Origin of the sequence: Aquimarina sp. AD1 (assembly GCF_003443695.1) — a bacterium.
In the GTDB taxonomy this organism is placed as follows: Bacteria; Bacteroidota; Bacteroidia; order Flavobacteriales; family Flavobacteriaceae; genus Aquimarina; species Aquimarina latercula.
In genome coordinates, this window is record NZ_CP031966.1 from 4840098 (window position 1) to 4861782 (window position 21685).

Annotated in this window: 20 protein-coding genes; 16 read left to right on the plus strand and 4 right to left on the minus strand. The window is 32.4% G+C overall.

The genetic code is table 11. The annotated features are described in order from the left end of the window. The first annotated feature begins 21 nt into the window (after positions 1-21). From D1815_RS20720 to dnaG, 13 genes are all read left to right on the plus strand, one after another. Complete coding sequence (locus D1815_RS20720) at positions 22-348, plus strand: nucleotide pyrophosphohydrolase (RefSeq protein WP_027393095.1); 327 nt, start codon at positions 22-24, stop codon at positions 346-348. Beyond that, entirely contained in the window at positions 348-602 is a 255-nt protein-coding gene (locus D1815_RS20725; protein WP_233557547.1) for a hypothetical protein, read from the plus strand. The genes D1815_RS20720 and D1815_RS20725 overlap by 1 nt, the downstream gene beginning before the upstream one ends. A gap of 1 nt (position 603) precedes the next feature. Beyond that, positions 604-1824, plus strand: a complete 1221-nt coding sequence (locus tag D1815_RS20730; RefSeq protein WP_118389137.1) for a 3-phosphoshikimate 1-carboxyvinyltransferase — start codon at positions 604-606, stop codon at positions 1822-1824. Between the two features lie 80 nt (positions 1825-1904). Then, positions 1905-2954, plus strand: a complete 1050-nt coding sequence (queA, locus tag D1815_RS20735) for a tRNA preQ1(34) S-adenosylmethionine ribosyltransferase-isomerase QueA (RefSeq protein WP_027393098.1) — start codon at positions 1905-1907, stop codon at positions 2952-2954. Positions 2955-3309: 355 nt separating this feature from the next. Further along, entirely contained in the window at positions 3310-4281 is a 972-nt protein-coding gene (locus tag D1815_RS20740) for a chalcone isomerase family protein (protein ID WP_051336115.1), read from the plus strand. An 83-nt stretch (positions 4282-4364) separates the two neighbouring features. Continuing rightward, positions 4365-5405: a 23S rRNA (adenine(2503)-C(2))-methyltransferase RlmN gene (gene rlmN, locus D1815_RS20745; protein WP_118389139.1), complete on the plus strand. Its 1041-nt coding sequence runs from the start codon at positions 4365-4367 to the stop codon at positions 5403-5405. Between the two features lie 100 nt (positions 5406-5505). Beyond that, entirely contained in the window at positions 5506-6483 is a 978-nt protein-coding gene (locus D1815_RS20750) for a polyprenyl synthetase family protein (protein WP_027393100.1), read from the plus strand. 183 nt (positions 6484-6666) lie between these two features. Further along, positions 6667-8235, plus strand: coding sequence for a S41 family peptidase (locus tag D1815_RS20755; RefSeq protein WP_118389141.1), 1569 nt, complete (start codon positions 6667-6669; stop codon positions 8233-8235). An 88-nt stretch (positions 8236-8323) separates the two neighbouring features. Continuing rightward, the gene (locus D1815_RS20760) at positions 8324-8893 is read left to right on the plus strand and encodes an RNA polymerase sigma factor (protein WP_027393102.1); all 570 of its coding nucleotides are present in this window, start codon (positions 8324-8326) and stop codon (positions 8891-8893) included. Further along, positions 8874-9716 (plus strand): hypothetical protein, encoded by an 843-nt coding sequence (locus tag D1815_RS20765; RefSeq protein ID WP_118389143.1) that lies wholly within the window; start codon positions 8874-8876, stop codon positions 9714-9716. Before D1815_RS20760 ends, D1815_RS20765 begins: the two co-directional genes overlap by 20 nt. A 76-nt stretch (positions 9717-9792) precedes the next feature. Further along, complete coding sequence (locus D1815_RS20770) at positions 9793-10860, plus strand: hypothetical protein (protein WP_118389145.1); 1068 nt, start codon at positions 9793-9795, stop codon at positions 10858-10860. Between the two features lie 527 nt (positions 10861-11387). Next, positions 11388-14678 carry a T9SS type A sorting domain-containing protein gene (locus D1815_RS20775; protein WP_147404002.1) on the plus strand — a complete coding sequence of 1097 codons (3291 nt, stop codon included), beginning with the start codon at positions 11388-11390 and terminating at the stop codon, positions 14676-14678. A gap of 138 nt (positions 14679-14816) precedes the next feature. Further along, positions 14817-16778 carry a DNA primase gene (dnaG, locus tag D1815_RS20780; RefSeq protein WP_118389149.1) on the plus strand — a complete coding sequence of 654 codons (1962 nt, stop codon included), beginning with the start codon at positions 14817-14819 and terminating at the stop codon, positions 16776-16778. Here dnaG and D1815_RS20785 read toward each other — a convergent pair. Beyond that, positions 16775-17407 (minus strand): response regulator transcription factor, encoded by a 633-nt coding sequence (locus D1815_RS20785; protein WP_091407582.1) that lies wholly within the window; start codon positions 17405-17407, stop codon positions 16775-16777. The genes dnaG and D1815_RS20785 overlap by 4 nt on opposite strands. Before the next feature lie 145 nt (positions 17408-17552). Next, the gene (gene nadE, locus D1815_RS20790; protein WP_027393106.1) at positions 17553-18341 is read right to left on the minus strand and encodes an NAD(+) synthase; all 789 of its coding nucleotides are present in this window, start codon (positions 18339-18341) and stop codon (positions 17553-17555) included. A gap of 162 nt (positions 18342-18503) precedes the next feature. Between nadE and gldB the strand changes: the two genes are divergently transcribed. From gldB to D1815_RS20805, 3 genes are all read left to right on the plus strand, one after another. Then, positions 18504-19472 carry a gliding motility lipoprotein GldB gene (gene gldB, locus D1815_RS20795; RefSeq protein WP_027393107.1) on the plus strand — a complete coding sequence of 323 codons (969 nt, stop codon included), beginning with the start codon at positions 18504-18506 and terminating at the stop codon, positions 19470-19472. Then, complete coding sequence (gene gldC / locus D1815_RS20800; protein ID WP_027393108.1) at positions 19472-19810, plus strand: gliding motility protein GldC; 339 nt, start codon at positions 19472-19474, stop codon at positions 19808-19810. Before gldB ends, gldC begins: the two co-directional genes overlap by 1 nt. A 64-nt stretch (positions 19811-19874) precedes the next feature. After that, a complete protein-coding gene (locus tag D1815_RS20805) occupies positions 19875-20240 on the plus strand; it encodes a GTPase (protein WP_147404004.1) in 366 nt (121 codons plus the stop codon). Here the strand turns inward: D1815_RS20805 and yihA are convergent. Beyond that, positions 20237-20842, minus strand: coding sequence for a ribosome biogenesis GTP-binding protein YihA/YsxC (yihA, locus tag D1815_RS20810; protein ID WP_027393110.1), 606 nt, complete (start codon positions 20840-20842; stop codon positions 20237-20239). The two genes, D1815_RS20805 and yihA, sit on opposite strands and share 4 nt — an antisense overlap. A 12-nt stretch (positions 20843-20854) precedes the next feature. Then, positions 20855-21619: an alpha/beta fold hydrolase gene (locus D1815_RS20815; RefSeq protein WP_118389153.1), complete on the minus strand. Its 765-nt coding sequence runs from the start codon at positions 21617-21619 to the stop codon at positions 20855-20857. Between the last annotated feature and the right edge of the window lie 66 nt (positions 21620-21685).

The following is a 21685-nucleotide window of genomic DNA, read 5'->3' on the forward strand; positions in this document are numbered from 1 at the left end:
GAGAAGGAAAAAATATAAAGAATGGATATTCAAAATGCGCAAAAAGCGGTAGATGATTGGATTAAGAATCATGGAGTAAGATATTTTAATGAGCTTACCAATATGGCACAACTTACCGAAGAAGTAGGAGAAGTGGCAAGGATAATAGCGCGCAGATATGGTGAGCAAAGTGAAAAAGAAAGTGATAAAAATAAAGATTTAGGAGAAGAACTAGCAGATGTTATGTTTGTAGTATTATGCTTAGCAAATCAAACGGGTATCGATCTTCAAGAAGCGTTCAATAAAAAGTTGGATATTAAGACAAAAAGAGATCACGATCGTCACCATAATAATGATAAATTAAAATAATGTTTAAATCAATTATTTCCTCAAAAAGATATTGGAAATCTGTACTTCTTTTAGGTCTTGTTTTTGTTGTGTTGTTTAGTATTATTGAACATTTAATGCAATATGGTGGCTTGGCATTCGATACTTTTATAGATGAAAAAATAAATAATGGTCTTTGGGTAAGGTATATCACTTCTCGAGTTGTAGGAGGATTAACATATGGGATGATTCTAGGGTATTATTTTGAATTAAGAAAACGTAAATCCAATAGATAAAATGAATTTGAAATTAAATCACATTTCGAATATTAAGGATAATGTTCTACAAATTACTGGTTCTAAAAGTGAGACAAACAGATTGTTAATCTTACAATCATTGTATCCTGAAATTAAAATAGAGAATATATCAAATAGTGATGATTCAGAATTAATGCAGGCGGCATTGGCAAGTACTGATGAGGTAATCGATATTCACCATGCGGGTACAGCAATGAGGTTTCTTACAGCTTATTTTGCAGTAAAGAATGGTAGAGAAACTATTCTGACTGGGAGTAAAAGAATGCAAGAGCGACCAATAAAAATCCTAGTAGATGCACTTAGGCAATTAGGATGTGAAATAACTTATGAAAAAGAAGAAGGATATCCGCCAATTAGAATTATTGGAAAAGAACCAAAAACAAATAAGGTTTCTTTAGCCGCGAATGTAAGCAGCCAGTATATTTCTGCTTTAATGTTGATTGCATCTTCTTTGCCGGAAGGTTTGGAGATCGTTTTAGAGGGAAAAGTAACCTCGATTCCTTACATAAAAATGACTTTAAGTTTGCTTGAGGATGTTGGGATTCAAGGAACTTTCGAAAATAATGTTATTAATATACATCCTTTAAAAGTAGCTACACCAAAATTGGTTGTTGTAGAATCAGATTGGAGTTCTGCTTCTTATTTTTATAGTATTGTGGCTTTGTCGGACAATAGGAGTGTTACTTTGGGTAGTTATAAGCAAAATAGTTACCAAGGGGATTCTGCATTAGCGCAGATATACAAAAAACTAGGGGTAGAAACTACTTTTCATAACAATCAAATAACACTAACCAAAAGTTCTGCGGCTATCGAGTCAGATGAGTTACAATTAGATTTATCTAATTCTCCAGATATTGCACAGACTATTGCTGTTACTTGTTTTGGGCTAGGTAAATCGTGTTATCTTACTGGTTTGCATACATTAAAAATTAAAGAAACAGATAGATTAGAAGCGCTAAAGATAGAAATAGAAAAATTAGGAGGAAATGTTGCAATTACTGATGATTCCTTAAGGTTGGCAGCTTCCAAATCAATTAAGTCAGAAATATCTATAGATACGTATCACGATCATCGTATGGCGATGGCTTTTGCTCCTTTAGCACTAAGAGAAACATTGCTTATTAATGATGCAGATGTGGTATCAAAATCGTACCCTGATTTTTGGAATGATTTGAAAAAATTAGATTTTAAAGTACTGTAAATAAAAATTTAAATGGTGATTTACTTGACAACCCCTATGTCGAGATTGTATATTTGCACCTCCAAAAAAAACAGACACTAATGAAGTTATCACATTTCAATTTTGACCTTCCACAAGATCTATTAGCAGAATATCCTTCAGAAAACAGGGATGAGGCACGTCTAATGGTTCTTAATAGAAAGGATCAAACAATAGAGCATAAACAGTTTAAAGATCTTATAGATTATTTCGAGCCTAATGATGTTATGGTTTTAAATAATACTAAAGTTTTTCCTGCTAGATTGTATGGTAACAAAGAAAAGACTGGAGCTAGAATTGAGGTGTTTTTATTACGTGAATTAAACTCAGAAACACGTCTTTGGGATGTGTTGGTAGACCCTGCCCGTAAGATCAGAATAGGAAACAAATTATACTTTGGTGATGATGAAAGTTTAGTTGCTGAAGTTATTGATAATACTACTTCTAGAGGAAGAACACTTCGTTTTTTATATGATGGATCATATGATGAGTTTAGACAAAAACTGACGGACTTAGGAGAAACTCCTCTGCCAAAATATATCAAAAGAGATGCAGAACCAGAAGATGAAGAAAGATATCAGACGATTTATGCAAAAAATGAGGGTGCGGTAGCAGCTCCAACCGCTGGATTGCATTTTTCTAAACATCTAATGAAGCGTTTGGAGATAAAAGGAGTAGATTTTGCAGAAATAACACTTCATGTTGGTTTGGGTACTTTTAACCCGGTAGAGGTAGAAGATTTATCCAAACATAAAATGGATAGTGAAGAGGCATACGTTACTGCTCGTGCAACAGAGACTATTAATAATGGAATTGCTAATAAGCAACGAATTTGTGCAGTGGGGACTACTGTTATGAGAGCATTAGAAAGCTCTGTTTCTTCAGATAATACTTTAAATGAATTTAGAGGATGGACAAATAAGTTTATTTTTCCTCCTTACGATTTTAGTATAGCAAATAGTATGATTACGAACTTTCATACTCCAAAATCAACACTGTTGATGATGGTGTCTGCTTTTGCTGGTCATGATTTTATTAAAGAAGCTTATGAAGAAGCTGTAAAAGAAAAATATAAGTTTTACTCATATGGTGATGCAATGTTAATCATCTAACATTTTTGTAAAATGTATACTAAAAGGCTTCACTTTATTTTGTTTAAAAGTGGAGCCTTTTTGTTTGCTTATGTATTGTAAATCCTACATTTTGTATTGTAAGTACGTAAAGTATAGATTTAAATATTTATTGTAGAAATCTTAAAATTAATCAGTTATAATGTTTATTTCATAAAAAATAAGTATTTTGCGGAGCTTTTTGAAAAAATACGGTTTTACCGTAGTTTTAAAAAGAGTAAGATGTCGATTAATTTGGTTTTTTATCGAAAAAATGAATAAGGCTAATTGTTGGTCCTATTTTTTTGAAAAATTAATCGTTTCTTGTGCGCACCCTAAGTAAATTTAAAATTAACCTATGAACAGAATATTACACATTGTTTTATTTTTTGTAACCTTATTTTCATTTTCTCAAACCAAGGTAGGTAATCTTCACTATAATGATATAGATGTATTTGAAAATAATGAGCTAATGCTTAATGGAGCAGGAGAGCGAGAGAAACTGTATACTATTGGTTTATATTTGGATTTCGAAGTTGACGGAGTGGAAGATGGTCTTATGGTAGCAGATAAAGATGCTACGATGGCACTTACCATCAAGACAATTTCTGATATTACTAATGATGATTTAAAAGAAATTATTAGAAATGGATTAGAGCGTGCTACTGATGGTAACAGCTATTTGATGGAAGATCAAATAAGAGATTTTATCAAACTTCTTCCTAAAACAATTAATAAGTATGAGATTTTTAAAATTATATATACAAAAGATCAAAAGCTAACTTTGTATAAAAACAAGGAAAGACTTGGAGCTGTTACCAATAGTTTAGAGTTTAAGCAAGCTCTTTTTAAAATATGGTTAGGAGAGAATCCTGTTGATGTACAACTTAAAGAAGATTTATTAGGAACGTATGACGCCAATCCAGTACTAGGACAATGGAAAGCATATGATAAAAAAACTGGAGTAGCGATCAATATAGTTCAATTATATATGATCAAAAATCAGGTTTTTGGTTCTATCCAACAGATGTTGCGTCAATCAGAAAGAGATGCAGTTTGTTATGAATGTCAAGGTGATGATAAAAATCAACCAGTAGAAGGGCTAGTTATACTTAAACACTTGAAGAATAAAAGTGAATTTAAGTACATTAATGGTAAATTTACTGATATAAGAACTGGAAAAATATCCGAGTGCCAGATTTGGATTGATAAAGATGACAGCGATGTGCTTAATGTTAAGTATCGAGGTAGCGGTGGAGTGCATCAATGGAAACGTATTAAATCATCTAAAAAAGATAACAGAGAAGATTTTCGTACTGTAAAATTCTAATACTAGATCTCCCCTAGTGATATTCTTAAATAGTTTTACGATCTATTAGAGATCCTATATCTTTTACATACTTTTGCATATAAATGAAGTCAAAAAAAAAAGATATACGAGCTCTAACTAAAGAGCAATTGCGCGAGTTCTTCGTAGAAAGCGGAGATAAAGCTTTTCGCGGGAATCAAGTATACGAATGGTTATGGAGTAAAGGAGCACATAGTTTTGATAATATGACTAATATTTCAAAAACTACAAGACAAATACTCGAAGATAATTTTGTTATTAATCATATCAGCGTTGATCAAATGCAACGAAGTACTGATGGTACGATTAAAAATGCGGTTAGACTCCATGATGGATTAGTAGTAGAATCTGTTTTAATTCCTACGCCTACCAGAACTACTGCTTGCGTTTCTTCTCAGGTTGGTTGTAGTTTAGATTGTAGATTTTGTGCTACTGCGCGTCTAAAGAGAATGAGAAACCTTAATCCAGACGAGATTTATGATCAGGTTGTAGCTATAGATAATGAAAGTAGATTATATCACAACCGTCCATTATCGAACATTGTTTTTATGGGGATGGGTGAACCGTTGATGAACTATAATAATGTTATTAGGGCAATTGATAAAATTACTTCTTCAGAAGGACTAGGAATGTCTCCGAAAAGAATTACTGTTTCCACATCGGGAGTGCCAAAAATGATAAAAAAAATGGCTGATGACGAAGTGAGGTTTAAGTTAGCTGTTTCGTTGCACTCGGCTATAGATGAAGTTAGAACTGCTATTATGCCGTTTAATGAGAATTTTCCGCTTACAGATTTAAGAGAAGCACTAGAGTACTGGTATGAGAAAACGAAAAGTAGGATTACATATGAATACGTTGTTTGGAAGGGTATAAATGATAGGAAAGAAGATATAAACGCTTTATTAAAATTCTGTTCTTATGTTCCTTGTAAGGTTAATTTGATAGAATATAATCCAATTGATGATGGAGAGTTTCAGCAAGCTTCTGATTCTGCTATAGAGCAATATATTAATGCCTTAGAATCTAGGGGTTTTGTGGTAAATGTTAGAAGAAGTAGAGGTAAAGATATTGATGCGGCTTGTGGACAATTGGCAAATAAATCTTAGAATATATCTTCCTTGTAAATTATTTATCAACTGTTTTGACCCTCATTATGGATTGTACTATCTTCGCAACTAGTTAGAAAACAAAATAATCTACTTTGGATTGAAAGTTGTTGAGCAAATAAAATTACCTATAATTGATGAAATGGAGCTTTTTGAACAAAAGTTTTCTCAATCAATGTATTCCAAAGTTGCTTTACTTAATAGAATTACTCATTATATAGTAAACAGAAAAGGGAAGCAGATGCGTCCTATGTTTGTTTTTCTCGTTGCTAAGATGGTATCTGGAGGAGAAGTTAAAGAACGTACTTATCGAGGAGCTTCAGTTATAGAACTTATACATACAGCAAGTCTTGTTCATGATGATGTAGTTGATGATTCTAATCGTAGAAGAGGTTTTTTTTCAGTAAATGCACTTTGGAAAAATAAGATAGCTGTACTAATTGGTGATTATCTACTCTCAAAAGGGATGCTAGTTTGTATTGATAACGATGATTTTGATTTACTAAAAATTATTTCTGTTGCAGTTAGAGAGATTGTAGAAGGGGAGTTGTTACAAATAGAAAAAGCAAGAAATCTTGATATTACAGAGGAAATCTACTACGAGATTATTCGTCAGAAAACAGCTACTTTAATCGCAGCATGTTGTAGTGTCGGTGCTTGTTCTGTGGAACCAGATTCTGATTCAGTAGAAAAGATGAGAAAGTTCGGAGAGCTTATTGGTATGGCGTTTCAGATAAAAGACGATTTATTTGATTATGGAGATACAGCAATAGGTAAACCTACGGGAATAGATATTAAGGAACAAAAAATGACGTTGCCTTTAATCTATACTTTAAATCATTGCTCCAAAGAAAAAAAGAAATGGCTAATTAACTCTGTTAAAAATCATAATAAGAATAAAAAACGGGTAAAAGAAGTTATTGATTTTGTGAAAATAAGTGGAGGATTAGAATATGCTACAAAAATAATGCACAAGTTTAAAGAAGAGGCTTTGACTATACTTTCAGAATATCCAGAATCCGAATATAAATCCTCTTTACAATTAATGGTTAATTACGTTATTGACCGTAAGAAATAATCCAAACGGAATTTCCAGTATCTAAAATCAAGTAATTACCGTATTTTTTATCCAAAAAATATGACTATGGTATTGGTTTTGATACTAACAATTAATCATTTTTTTGTAATAGGACAACCTTTTTATTCTTTTAGACGTCTATCATTTAGAATAAAGTTCCTTTGTCTTTAAATAAAAACATCTATGAAAAAAAAACTATTTTTATACCTCTCAATTTTATTATTGTCTAGTTGTGCATCTGTAGAGAAATACAACCAACAAATAAATAAAACTCACAACCCTATTGATTTACGAGAAGATGTTGATTATGCATATAAAAAACTGGTAAAATTACACCCTGATGTTTATTGGTATGTATCTAAGGAAGAGTTGGAAGAAAGCATAAATAAATTAAAGAGTGAGTTAACAAAGCCACTAACTACAAAAGAGTTTTATAATTCATTTGCGCCAGTTTTTACCAGCATAAAGCAAGGTCATTTATCAATACATGTTCCATCTATAAAACAAACTAAAGAACAGATAAAAGAAAAAGGTAAAAGGTCTTCACCTTTTCATTCTTTATCATTTCAAGCATCCGATAAAAAACTATTTGTAAGAAAAGTTTTTAAAGGTGATACCACTATAATAGAAGGATCAGAAGTTGTTAAAGTAGAGAATGAAAATGTTAGTGATTTGCTTGATTCTTTTAATAAATTACACGCCAGTGATGGTTTTAATAAGACATTTATGCCGGAGTTTGTAGGCAGTCGTTTCGGTTTTTTTTATTCAAATACTCATAAACAGAATGATAGCATATTGTTACATTTAAAATTAAGAGATAGTTTATATTCTAAATATATATATGCGGATTATGATAAACTTAAAGCTTCAACCAAAAAAGATTCTACTAGTGTTCAAAATGAAAAATGGAGTAAAGTAGATAGGAGAATAGCTAAAGAACTTAAAAAGAAGACGCGGAAGAAAAATTTCAAATATGGATATAACAAAAAAACAAAAGATTATAATAGAAATTTTTCGTTTTTAGAATCCGATACACTAATTGGATATATGAATATTAGAAGTTTTACCAATGGAGGATATAAAGATTTTTATAAAGAGAGTTTTGCTAAAATTGATTCTGCGAAATGTAGAAATTTAGTACTTGATTTAAGAGGTAATCTTGGAGGTAGACTTACGGAAATTGATGATTTATATTCTTATTTAACAGATAAAGAATATGTGTTTATAGAAAAATCCAAAATGACTGGGCGTTTAAGTTTTTTATATCCATATTTTCATACAAAGTCTTGGGGAACAAAAACCATGGCTACAATACTATCACCTATATTAGGGATATATCAAATGTTTAAAGTAAAGCAGGAAAATGGTGAAGCTTATTTTAAATTTAAGTATAGTAAATTAAGAAAGCCTAAGCCAAATTCTTTTAGTGGTAAGGTATATGTTTTAATTGATGGAGAAAGTTTTTCGGCAAGTAGTATTCTTTCTACTCATTTAAAAGCAACTAAACGAGCTACGTTTGTTGGAGAAGAAACCGGAGGAGCTTATAATGGAACAGTGGCAGGGGTTTATGCAAAAGTGGAATTGCCTAATTCCAGGATTAATATGAGAGTAGGGTTAATGAAAATAAATGCACCTTATCAAATAGAGCCTGATGGTTATGGGATTAAGCCGGATATCTCTATCAAAAAAACTTTAAACGATAAAGACGAAGAATTACAGTGGATTATAGATGATATCGAAAAGCTTGATTAGAAAAAAAATATTTTTTCTAGAGCCAGACAACCTTTTTGAATTTAATTGCGTCTATGTAAATAGATAGTCTTAAATAATTGATTTTACTTTGAAAGTTATTCAGTTTTATAAAAACGAAACACAGCTGATAAAAAAGGCTGCAAATAAGCATAGAGATGCTCAGCATCAGTTGTATGAAAAACATTCGGCAAAAATGTTGGGAGTATGTCGCCGTTATGTAAGAGATATTCATCACGCAGAAGAAGTAATGTTAAGTGGTTTTTTAAAAGTATTTACAAATTTAAAACAGTTTAATTTCGAAGGAAGTTTTGAAGGGTGGATAAGAAGGATAATGGTAAATGAATCAATATCGTTTTTAAGGAAACAAAAGCAAGTAGTTTTCACAGAAGATATTGCTTATCATACTGAAGAATCTTGGAATAATATAAATATAGAGTTAGGAGTAGAACAAATTCAGGATTTGATAGATAGTCTGCCAGAAGGATATAAAATGGTGTTTGTATTGTATGCTGTAGAAGGATATAAACATAACGAGATTGCCAAAATGCTTGAAATTAGTGAAGGTACATCAAAGTCGCAACTTTTTAAAGCAAGGAAAATGTTACAGCAAAAGTTAAACCAACAAAATAAGATTAGTAATGGCGCCATTAAAATTTGAAGATAGTATACGAGAGAAGTTGGAGCAGCGTTCAATACGTCCGTCTCACGGGTCTTGGGATAAATTAGAGGATAAGTTAGATAATCAACTAGGTCAAAAAAAAATTAAAAAATATTGGTGGGTTGGTATTGCAGCTAGTTTTGTAGGATTATTAATTGTAACCACATTTCTAATTCGATCTAATAATAAAATAAAACCATCAAACCCTCAATTTGTTAATGTTACAGAAGAGGATTTTAACCAAGATATGTTAAAAGATGCCGAAGTAGAGGAGATTATAGAGCCCGAACAAGTATCTAATATTATTGAGAATAAACAAGAAACTAAAAAAGAAGTAACCGAAATTGTTGTAGCAGATCTAAACAAGGAAGAAACTAAGAGAACGGAAAAACATGAGAATGTTAAAAAGGAAACTCCTAAGAGTGACCAAATAGTAATTCCAGAAAATATGTTTGATGAAAAAACAAATGAAGCTATAACCTTGCGAACAGATACAATTGATAGTAAATTAACTGAAGAAAGCAATTCGCTGGATATAACTACAGAGCTTATAGAAAGTAAGGTTTCTAGTTTGGTAGCTCAAATAAAAGAACTTGAAAAAAATAATAAAAAAGTTACTGATCAAGAGATAGAAGCATTACTCCGAAAAGCTCAACTCGAAATCACAACACAACAAATTTTAAAATCAAATACGGTAAGTGCATCAGCTCTGCTTCTAGACGTAGAATCAGAACTAGATGAGTCTTTTAAAAATCGTGTTTTTGAAGCACTTAAAACAGGTTTTGAAAAATTAAAAACAACCGTTGCTGAGAGAGATAATTAATAAACATTCATCAATCAATTCTTACTAATTCCCTCTCTAATTTGAGAGGGGAAAGTAAGTAGAAATCAAATTTTTTATGAGAACAATAATAATGTATGTCGTGTTAACGACCATGTCACTTAGTGTCCATTTTTTAAATGCGCAGGATGTAAATAATTCAGAAGAAATAGAAATATTAAAACAGCAAAAAGAAGAAATAGTATTATCGGAAAAAGAGAGTTTAAAGAAAGAAGTAGAAGTTATTAACGAGCGATTGGTAAAAGGAGAGTTAACTACAGCAGAAGCGCAAGAGTTAAAAGAAATTGCAGCTCAAAAACATGCTTTAAATATCGAAAATAGATTAGTAATTGTTGATAATCAAATAGCATTATTAGAACGAAATGATACTAATTATTTAAATGGTAAAACCAAATTGTCCATTGGTATAGGGGCAAAAGATAGAGATGATGGAGACATTTTATTTGGGATTAATGTAAAAAATGGAAAGAAGACCAAGGTACGATATGATAGAAGAACATATTCAGATTTAGTAGTAGCTTTTGGACTAAATAATGCAATAGTCGATGGGCAATCGTTGGATGATTCTGACTATAAAATAGCCGGTAGTAGGTTTTTTGAGATAGGATTAGCTTGGAAAACAAGGGTTTTTAAGAATTCAAACTTTATGAGGGTTAAATACGGGATTTCATATCAATCTAACGGGTTAAAGCCTACAGATAATAGATACTTTGTGCAAAACGGAGATCAAACGGAATTGGAAGAGTTTAGAGTGGAGTTGGATAAATCTAAATTTAGAATGGATAATATCGTAGTGCCTTTACATTTAGAGTTTGGTGCTTCAAAAAAAGTAGAAACTGAAGAAAAATTAAGGTTCGAAACACATGGAAAATTTAGAATTGGATTGGGAGGATATGTAGGAGCGAACATTAGTACAAGACAAAAATTAAAATATAAGGAAGATGGAGATAGAATTAAAGATAAAATAAAAAGAGATTATAATACTAGCGATTTAATATATGGATTAAGTACCTATATTGGTTTTGGTGATATGTCTATATATGCTAAGTATGATTTATCTCCAATATTCAAAAATGCGACCGTTGATCAGAACAATGTGTCGTTGGGGTTGCGTTTTGACCTTTGATAATAACCATAATCGGTAAGGTTCTCTATTCAATTTTTATTTTGGAATTAGAACGAGAGCAAATTTTATTATAATTTATTTTTTAAGTGTTAACCGTTTTTTATGGGGAAAAGAGTTGTGTGTAATCACAACTCTTTTTTGTTTTTAAAAAAATATGTGAGTTATTTTATTGAGATTTAGCAGGGTGTCAAGAATACTCTATTAAAATACTATGAAAAGTAGAGTAGTTTTATTTTTGTTAAATAATAAACAATAAATCGTTAACTGTTAAATATAAAAATGAAGATATATACCTTAAAAACGTTACGGTTTTAAAGTAAGTTATTGATTGTAAGTATTTTATGACATGTATTTTTTTTTATTCTTAATCTAAATAGTATATATTTAGAATCCCTTTTGATAGTCAAATTATAAAGGTTTTTTTAATAGTCCAGTCAGGCTTGTATTTGCCCAAGTACAAGTTTTTGAAATACTACTTATGCTAAAAATTGGTGTATAACTATGTAACTGTTAACCAAATTTTAGATATGAAAACACAATTCTATTATGTAGCATTTTTTATGCTTTGTAGTCTTGGGCTTATAGCTCAACAAAACCCCCAAAAAGCCAGCTTGTTAGGTAAAGCTGAATACGTGAGAAGCGTACCTGCATTGTCAAAAATGGATAATATCATTGCTGCGAAAGGAATGGAACATACCGCTCCACCAAAAAGGTTAGGCTCTAATACTTTTGTTCCAGGAAAAGGAGTACCGGCCGTTGGTCAGAATGATCCTTTAATGGCTAGACAAAAAAATAACACTACCAGAACCGCTACTAGTACTCAAGTTGCTTCTTTTGATGCTCATATTGGTACAGTACTAAATGATCCTACAGGTGCTATTGGACCAAATCATTATGTGTATGCATTTAACTCAGGTTTTGGTATTTTGGATAGATCAGGTAATGTATTAGTGCCAGAAGCATCTTTAGGTACTTTATTTCCTGGTGAAACTTTAGGAGATCCTATAGTGGTATATGATAACTATGCGGATAGATTTATCATCATGGAATTTAGTAATACTCCAAATGGTATTTTACTAGCGATAGGACAAGGACCTGATCCAGTGAATGACGGATGGTTTACTTATCGATTTAATACAGGATCGTTTCCGGATTATGAAAAATTATCTATTTGGAGCGATGGATATTATATCACAGCTAATAAAGATCAAAACTCGGCTGATACTAGTCAAGTGGTATATGCTTTAGAAAGAGATTTAATGTTAGCTGGAGATCCAAATGCTCAATTTGTAGGTTTTCCGTTGCCAGGCGTTTCAACGAGTGGTTTTTATAGCCCAGGTGGATCAAACTCTACAGGTCCTAACTTACCACCAGTGGGAGTAGGGCATTCAATTTTATATTTACAAGATGATGCATGGGCAGGAGTATCTCAGGATCATATAAAAGTATGGACAACCGACGTAGATTGGACAAATATTGCTAATTCAACTATTTCTCAACCTCAAGAAATTGATACTACACCTTTTGATAGTGTATTTGATGGTGGGTCTTTCCAGAATTTGGATGAACCAGGCAATGGACCTGATATAGATGCATTACAAGCTACTATGATGTATATGACAAATTATAGACGTTTTGGAACGCATAACTCTATTGTACTAAATTTTGTAGTAGATTTAGATGGTACGGATAGTCTTGCAGGTATTCGGTGGTATGAATTAAGACAAACTGGTGATGGTCAACCATGGACTATTTTCCAAGAAGGTACTTATGTGCAACCAGATGGTTTGAGTGCTTTTTGTGGTAGTATAGCACAAGATGCACAGGGTAATATAGGTCTTGCTTATACAGTAGTAAGTAGTACTGTATTTACATCGATACGATATACTGGACGATTAGCAAGTGATCCTTCAGGAACAATGACACTAGTGGAACAAAGTGTTGTTGATGGGGATGCTCAAAATAACAGAGGTGATGGACGTTATGGGGATTATGCTCAAATGACAATAGATCCTACGGATGATATGACCTTCTGGCATATTGGTGAATATATGAAAGGGCCAGCTCCTAATGTTAGAAGAAGTCATGTAGTTGCCTTTAAGCTAGAACCAGATACTCCAGATACAGAAGCTCCAACAGTTCCGACGAACTTAGTGGCTTCTAATACTACAGATGTTTCTACAACAATTAGTTGGGATGCTTCTATAGATAATATCGGAGTTACAGCCTATGATGTATTTCAAGATGGAACTTTAGTAACTACAGTTGCTACGGCTTCTGCAGATATAACTGGATTAACACCATCTACATCTTATGACTTTACTGTTGTAGCTAAAGATGCTGCAGGAAATGAATCTGCAGCTAGTGCAGCGCTATCAGTAACTACAGAAGCTCCTGATACGGAAGCTCCAACTGCTCCTGCGAATTTGACTGCTTCGAATACTACTGCAGGTCAAACAACGCTTAGTTGGGATGCTTCAACCGATAATGTTGGTGTAGCAGAGTATGATGTATTACAAGATGGTGTAGTAGTAGCTACAGTTTCTGATACTACTGTTGTAATTACAGAGTTAACTGCAGAAACTACCTATGAATTTACTGTTATAGCAAAAGATGCGGCAGGAAATGAATCTGTAGCAAGTGATGCAACGAGTGTAACAACACCAGCGGCTTCAGGATGTTTAGGTGGTGTATTGCCTCCATACGCAGAAAGTTTTGAGGCTGGTCTTGGAGATTGGACACAAAATTCAGGTGATGATCTTGATTGGACTGTAGATGCTAATGGAACTCCATCAAATAGAACAGGTCCTTCTAGTGCTGTGGATGGATCTAATTATATATATGTAGAAGCTTCAGGTAGTGGTACAGGGTTCCCTAATAAGCAAGCAATTTTAACATCTCCTTGTTTTGATCTTACAGGAGCTACTTCTGCTTCTTTCTCATTCCAGTATCATATGTTTGGTGCAAATGACTTTGGATCTCTTAGTGTAGAAGCAAGTAATGATGAAGGTGTAACTTGGGCTAGTATTTGGACAAGAAGTGGAAACCAAGGTAATTCTTGGCAAACTGCTAGTATTGATTTAGCTGATTATGCAGGTACAGGTGTGCAATTAAGATTTAATAGAGTTACTGGTGGTACTTGGAGAGCTGATGCAGCAATAGATAATGTGCAAGTAACAGCTGATGGTGGAACAGGCGGTGGAGATTGTGTTTCTGGAGATGTTACCTTAAGTATTACTTTTGATAACTATCCACAAGAAACTTCTTGGACGTTAACAGATTCTGAAGGAAGTGTGGTTGCTTCTGAGAGTTATTCTACTGCTAATCCTGACGGATCTACTGTTACTGAGACTATTTCTGACTTAGGAAATGGTACTTACACATTTACAATTTCTGATTCATTTGGTGATGGAATTTGCTGTGGATTTGGAAACGGTTCATATACACTATCTAGTGATGCTGGTACTATTGTAAGTGGAGGAGAATTTGCCGCTTCAGAGGCTACTGATTTCTGTGTAGAAGGATCAGGAGCTAGAATAGATACTTATCCATTAAGTGATCTTAGATCAGAAGACGCTGATGCTTTCAAAATTTATCCTATTCCTGCTACAGGAACTCTTAATGTAGCTACAGGGAATAGATCAATCGATAATGTTAAGATATTTTCTATGTATGGTCAATTGGTGAAAGAAATTTCTAACCAAGGAACTCAAAAGCAAATTGATATAAGTAACTTAGCTTCAGGGACATATTTTATTCGTTTTGTTTCTAATAAAGAAGAATTAGAGATAACTAGAAAGTTTGTTGTTGCTGAATAATAAATTATTTAAAAATATAATTTAGCCACAAGGAGGCTGTCTTTTTTAAGGCAGCCTCTTTGTTTATATTCTTAGAAAGGAATGAATCTATTAATTATGTTATTTTTGTTGGCTATATAACGTTATGTTTTTTACTTAATGATTCATAAATCAACCATAGATGCTGTATTTGAAACTGCACGATTAGAAGAAGTGATAGGGGATTTTGTTCAGCTAAAAAAATCGGGTAGTAACTTTAAAGGATTGAGTCCTTTTAGTGAAGAGCGAACACCTTCTTTTATGGTATCGCCTGTTAAACAAATATGGAAGGATTTTTCGAGTGGAAAAGGTGGTAATGTCGTTGCATTTCTTATGGAACATGAGCATTTTACCTACCCTGAAGCTATAAAATACTTGGCTAAAAAATATAATATAGAAATAGAGGAGACAGAGCAAACTGATGAGCAAAAAGAACAAGCTAATGAAAGAGAAAGTATGTATCTTGTCAGTGAATTTGCTAATACTTTCTTCCAGAATATTTTACATAAATCAGAACAAGGTAAGGCTATAGGATTATCTTATTTTAAAGAAAGAGGATTTACGACTGAAACTATACAAAAGTTTGGCCTAGGATATTCTCCTGATACCTGGGATGCTTTTACTTCTGAAGCTATAAGAAAAGGATATAAGCTCGAGTTTTTGGAAAAAACTGGGCTCACTATAATTAAGGAAGAAAAACAATTTGATCGATTTAAGGGAAGAGTTATGTTTCCTATTCAGTCTATGTCTGGTCGAGTATTAGGTTTTGGAGGGCGGATCTTAACCAACGAGAAAAAAGCCGCAAAATATTTAAATTCTCCTGAGAGTGATATTTATCATAAAAGTAAGGTGCTTTATGGTATCTACCATGCAAAACAATCGATAGCAAAAGAAGATAATTGTTTTCTTGTAGAAGGGTATACTGATGTAATTCAGTTTCATCAAACAGGAGTGAAGAATGTTGTTTCTTCATCTGGAACAGCCCTGACTTCGGATCAAATCAGATTAATAAATAGACTTACTAAAAATATTACAGTTTTATTTGATGGTGATGCTGCTGGTATGCGTGCATCAATCAGAGGTATCGATTTGATTCTAGAACAAGGGATGAATGTGAAAGTTTGTAGCTTTCCTGATGGCGAGGATCCTGATAGTTTTGCGAAACAGAATACTTTGGAGGAGTTGACTGTTTATCTTCAGGAAAATGCTCAAGATTTTATTAGGTTTAAAGCTTCATTGCTTCAGGAAGAATCTAAAACAGATCCGATTAAGAAAGCAGAATTGGTAAGGGATATGGTTGTTAGTATTTCTAAAATTCCTGACGTAATTAAAAGAGAAATTTATGTGCAAGAGTGTTCTCGCATTATGGATATCTCAGAAGATGTGTTATTTGATACTTTAGCTCAACTCAGAAATGTTGATATCAAAGATCAACGAAAACAGCAGAAGCAGTCCGAGAAACCTTTAGAAGTTGTAAAACAGCAAACTCAGCAACAACCTAAGATTAATGAGCAAAATGGTTTAGAGAAAAAAATTATTGAAATTCTACTATTATATGGCACTAATGAAGAGGAGTTTGAGGATTTAGTGATGAAAGAAAATGATGAAGGAGAGTTGTTTTTAGAGCCAGAATTATACACTACCAAAGTTTTTGAGAAAATATACTTGGATCTTCAAGAAGATGAAATTGAGTTTACTCAAAGCACTTTTAAAGAAGTGTATAAAATATTAATAGATCAATTAAATCAGCAAGAAAATTTTAAGATTGATCATTTTATAAATCAAATACCTCCAGAAGTAGCTTATGAAATTACGGAGATTATGATGGACGAAGAACGCCATGCACTTCATAGATGGTCGGATATGGAGATACATGTTAAGAAAAAAGAACATTCTGTTTCTCAATATGTGTCAGATACAATCCTGAATTTACGCAGATACTTAATAAATAAAAAAATAAATGAGCTTTCACAAGAAGTGAAAGCTCAAAATTTTGAAGATAATAGGAACATCCTAGAGGATATAAATAATTATTATACTCTAAGAAGACTATTATACCGAAAACTTAATAGAGTTATCTAATTGATATGTAGTAATCTAGATTGATGGATTAAATCAGCTAGATTGTCTACTTTAAGTTTCTTTAATAGTCTTGTTTTGTATGTACTTACCGTTTTTTCATTAATAGATAAAGTACTGGCAATATCCTTATTACGCTTTCCTGAGGATAATAGATTTAAAACTTCTATTTCTCGAGAAGAAAGCTTTTTGTATTTAACAACCATGTTATTTTCGTTGGTGTTCCCATTCGCCAACTGCTGAGTTAAGTTGTCATTAAGATAAATACCACCACGCGCTACACGTTCGATAGCTTTTTTAAGCGTTTTTGTAGCAACGGTTTTTGATAAATATGCAGAAGCACCTGCTTTAATAGCACTTAGTGCGTACATTTCTTCAGGGTGAGAGCTAAAAATTATAACTTTAATTCCTGTGAATTCTTTTTTTATGGTTCGCAATGCCATAATGCCATTGATCTGCGGCAAGTCTAATTCCATGATTAAAATATCTGGAGTATTAGATTTCAAAATATCATACATTTCATTTCCATTACTTACTTTTCCGATGATTTCAAAATCTTCAGAGTTCCTAAGTAAAGAAACGATCCCTTTTCTAGTAATAGGATGATGATCTGCGATTAGTACGTTTGTCATTCTTGTTTACAATTGATAAATGTTAATTTTTTGTTTTAAAGGGTTAACATCTCTAGGGGTAATTCTGATATTTGTTTTCCATGCAAAATTAATAAGAACTACCAGTCGTAAACTTGTTTTTATGAAGTTATCGATAAAGCGTTAATTAAATCAGATTAACGGGTATTTCACAGACAGGAATCGGTATCATTTTATGTTGATTTACCGTATTTAGACGAGAATAAATCTTGAAAACTTCTTGCTCTCGGTCAGAAAAATCATCACTTTTCTTACCTAAATCCTTCATTTTCATAGCCCATTCCAGTTCGTCGTAACTTGCTCCAATCTGATCTTCATCACTTCTACTATCTCCAAATAAACCATCTGTAGGAGTAGCAGTTTGTATCGATTCCGGTACTTCTAATACCTTTGCTAATTCATAAACTTCGCTCTTTAATAAATCTGCTATTGGACTTATATCAACGCCACCATCACCATATTTAGTATAAAAACCAACACCAAAATCTTCAACTTTATTTCCAGTACCCGCAACCAAGTAGCTATTTAGACCTGCTAAATAGTATAATGTGGTCATTCTTAATCTGGCTCTGGTGTTAGCTAAAGAAAGGTTTAACCGGCTTTCAGAATCACCTTCCGGAACAGATTTTTTAAACCCTTCAAATACGGGTGTAAGGTCAACTCGTGTATCGGATACTTTATTAAAACGAGTTTTTAACTGAGAAATGTGTTCCTGTGCACGATTTACTTGACTTTGAGCCTGGTGTATAGGCATTTCTACACATAATACATTAAGACCCGTTTTGGCGCATAAAGAAGAGGTAACTGCGCTGTCAATTCCACCACTTATTCCTACAACAAAACCATTGATATTTGCATTCGTAGCATAATCCTTAAGCCAATTTACAATGTGATCAATTACTTTTTCAGTTTGCATATTTTATATTTTTTAATTCTTTATTAAGATGATATGTCTTTAAACTATTACTAGTGTATAAAACCTAATTTGATAATAGTACATTTGTGGTTATAAAATTAATAAAAAAAGCTAGCGTTAAAGAGTAAGAGTAATTATTTATATAGATATTATAATATTTGAATGAAGTATAGTAAATTTTTAAAAATAATAGTGATTTTTTGCATAATATGGTCTTGTGCTGATGAAAATAAAATAGAAGAAGAGATAGCAAAAATACCTGTAGAAATTGGAATTGAACGTTTTGACAGAGTTTTTGCGGATGTAACACCTGAGAATTTAGCAGATGTAAAGTCTAAATATCCCTTTTTATTTCCAGAAAAATATGACGATAGTATTTGGATACAGAAGACTAAGGATACGTTGCAATTAGAGATTAATCGAGAAGTAGAAAAGAAGTTCAGTAACTTCACAAATGAGCAAGAGGAACTAAAATCGCTATTGCAGCATATAAAATATTATTTCCCAGAAGTTACAGTGCCTAGAGTTATTACTGTTACCTCTAATGTAGATTACCAGCGTAAAGTAATTTTGTCAGATAATTTATTGATTATTTCTCTTGATACTTATTTAGGATCAGATCATTATTTTTATAGCGGTATTCAGGCATATTTAAAGGATCGTTTTGTTAGAATTCAGATTTTACCTGATGTGGCTACAATCTATGCTCGACAATTAGTAGAATTTCCTAGAAACAGAACTTTTTTAGCAAATATGATATATTATGGGAAAGAAATGTATCTGAAAGACCTGTTTTTGCCGGATTTTGAGGATAGCGAGAAAATGGCGTATAAAGATGATCAGTTTGCTTGGATAGAAGCAAATGAAGAAGAAATTTGGAGGTACTTTATTGATCGTCAATTATTATATAGTACAGAGGCAGATCTTCTACCTCGATTTCTATATCCAGGACCTTTTTCTAAGTTTTATTTGGAGGAAATTGATCAAGAAGCACCAGATAGGGTTGGTCAGTATATAGGTTGGAAGATTGTTAGTTCATATATGAAAAATAACAATGTATCTTTGCGTCAATTATTACTAACAGACGCCGAAACAATTTTTAACGCTTCTAAATATAAACCTGCAAGATAATGGCAAACACGCATAAATCCGAAATCAAAATTGAAATAGAACTTGATGAGAATAAAGTTCCGGAAAAACTAAATTGGACCGCAAAGGATGGAGGGATAGAGAATGAAGAAACTAAGGCTATGTTATTATCAGTATGGGATAATAAAAATAAAGAAAGTCTTCGTATTGATTTGTGGACAAAAGATATGCCTGTGGATGAAATGAAAGTATTTTTTCATCAGACATTAGTTTCTATGAGTGAAACTTTTAATAGAGCGACACAAGACGAAAAAATGTCAGCTACAATGAAAGATTTCTGTGATTATTTTGCAGAAAAACTAGAGCTTAAACAAAAGTAATTTTTTTGTGTGTTCAGTGAGTTTGATTGGCCTGCTGTTATCATGAATAGATGAAATATTGATTTTGAAAAGGACAATTTTATTCGTTTATAATGCGGATTCCAGTAGTTGGAATAAATATTTAGATTTTGCTCATAAGATAATAAGTCCATCCACGTATTCTTGTGGCCTATGTAATTTGACTCATGGGAATTTTTCGGAAAAGAAAGTCTGGAAAGTATTTAGAGAGAAATCTTCAAATACAATGATTTTTTCATATAAAAATGAATTTTTGAAAAAGCATAAAAAACCTAAATACCAAGAGCTTATATTTCCAGTAATCTTAGAGCAAAAAAAGAGTGGATTAGAAATTCTGGTTAAATCCGAAGAATTAAAATCTATTAAATCGGTAGAAGATCTAATAGAAATTCTTAGTGTTAAGCTAATCTAAGATTTAGCGACTTGCTGATTGATTTCTTCTATGTAATTTAGTACTTCTTCTTTGCCAAGTCCAGATGAAGAGGAGGTGATAAAATAATTAGGCATTTCTTCCCAATATTGTAACATTTCATTTTTGTACGCTTCAATATTGCTTGGTAACTTAGTTTTTGTGAGTTTATCAGCTTTAGTAAAAATTATGGAAAAAGGAATTTGATTCTCTCCAAGCCACTGCATAAATTCTAAATCAATTTTTTGTGGCTCATGTCTCGAATCTATTAATACGAATGCAGATACTAGTTGAGTTCTTTTAGAAAAATATGCAGTAATAAACTTCTGAAATACTTTTTTAGATGATTTAGAAACTCTTGCGTAGCCATATCCTGGTAAGTCTACCAAAAACCAATTTTTATTAATTAGAAAATGATTTATTAATTGAGTTTTTCCGGGTCGACCAGAAGTTTTTGCTAGACTTTTTCGACTGGTTAGCATGTTAATTAAAGAGGATTTACCAACATTTGATCTTCCTATAAAGGCATACTCTGGCAAATTGTTTTTAGGACATTTCGCTACATCGCTGTTACTCATTACAAATTCAGCACTGCTAATCTTCATAAATTTTGTTGCTTAGAAATTACGTTCTTTAAGCCAGGAATGTAATAGAGTGTTAAATTCCTCAGGGTGTTCCATCATAGCGGCATGTCCACACTTGTCAATCCAGTAAAGGTCAGAATCGGGTAATAGTCTATTGAAATCGTCTGCAACTTCTGGAGGAGTAACATTATCGTTTTTACCCCATATGATACATGTTGGCGTCTTCATATTAGGAAGATCTTTAGCCATATTGTGTCTAATAGCACTTTTTGCAATAGCAAGTGTTCTAATTAACTTATTTCTATCATTAACTGTTGCGTACACTTCATCAACAATTTCTTTGGTAGCGATTGCAGGGTCATAAAAAACATTTTCTGCCTTAGCTTTAATGTATTCATAGTCACCACGCTTAGGATAACTTTCTCCCATGGCACTTTCATATAGACCTGAGCTTCCTGTAATTACCAAAGCTTTAACTTTTTTGGGAAACATCTTAGTACATAATAATCCAATATGTCCCCCAAGAGAATTTCCTAAAAGAATTACTTCTTTGTATCCAAGTTGATCGATAAAATCTTTAAGGTATTTAGCAAAAGTACCTACGCTGGTTTTTATCAACGGCATTTCATACAAAGGAAGTTCTGGTATCAATACTTTGTATCCATTTTCTGGAAAATAATTACTTACACCATCAAAGTTACTTAAACCGCCCATAAGTCCATGTAAAATAACTATTGGCGTGCCTTCTCCGAGTTCCAGATAACTAAATTTTCCGTCTTTTTTTAATTCGTGCTTCATTAATAGTTCTTACAAGAATTAAAAGCAAATATAGCATTTTCATAATTAGTTTGAAGATTTTTTATC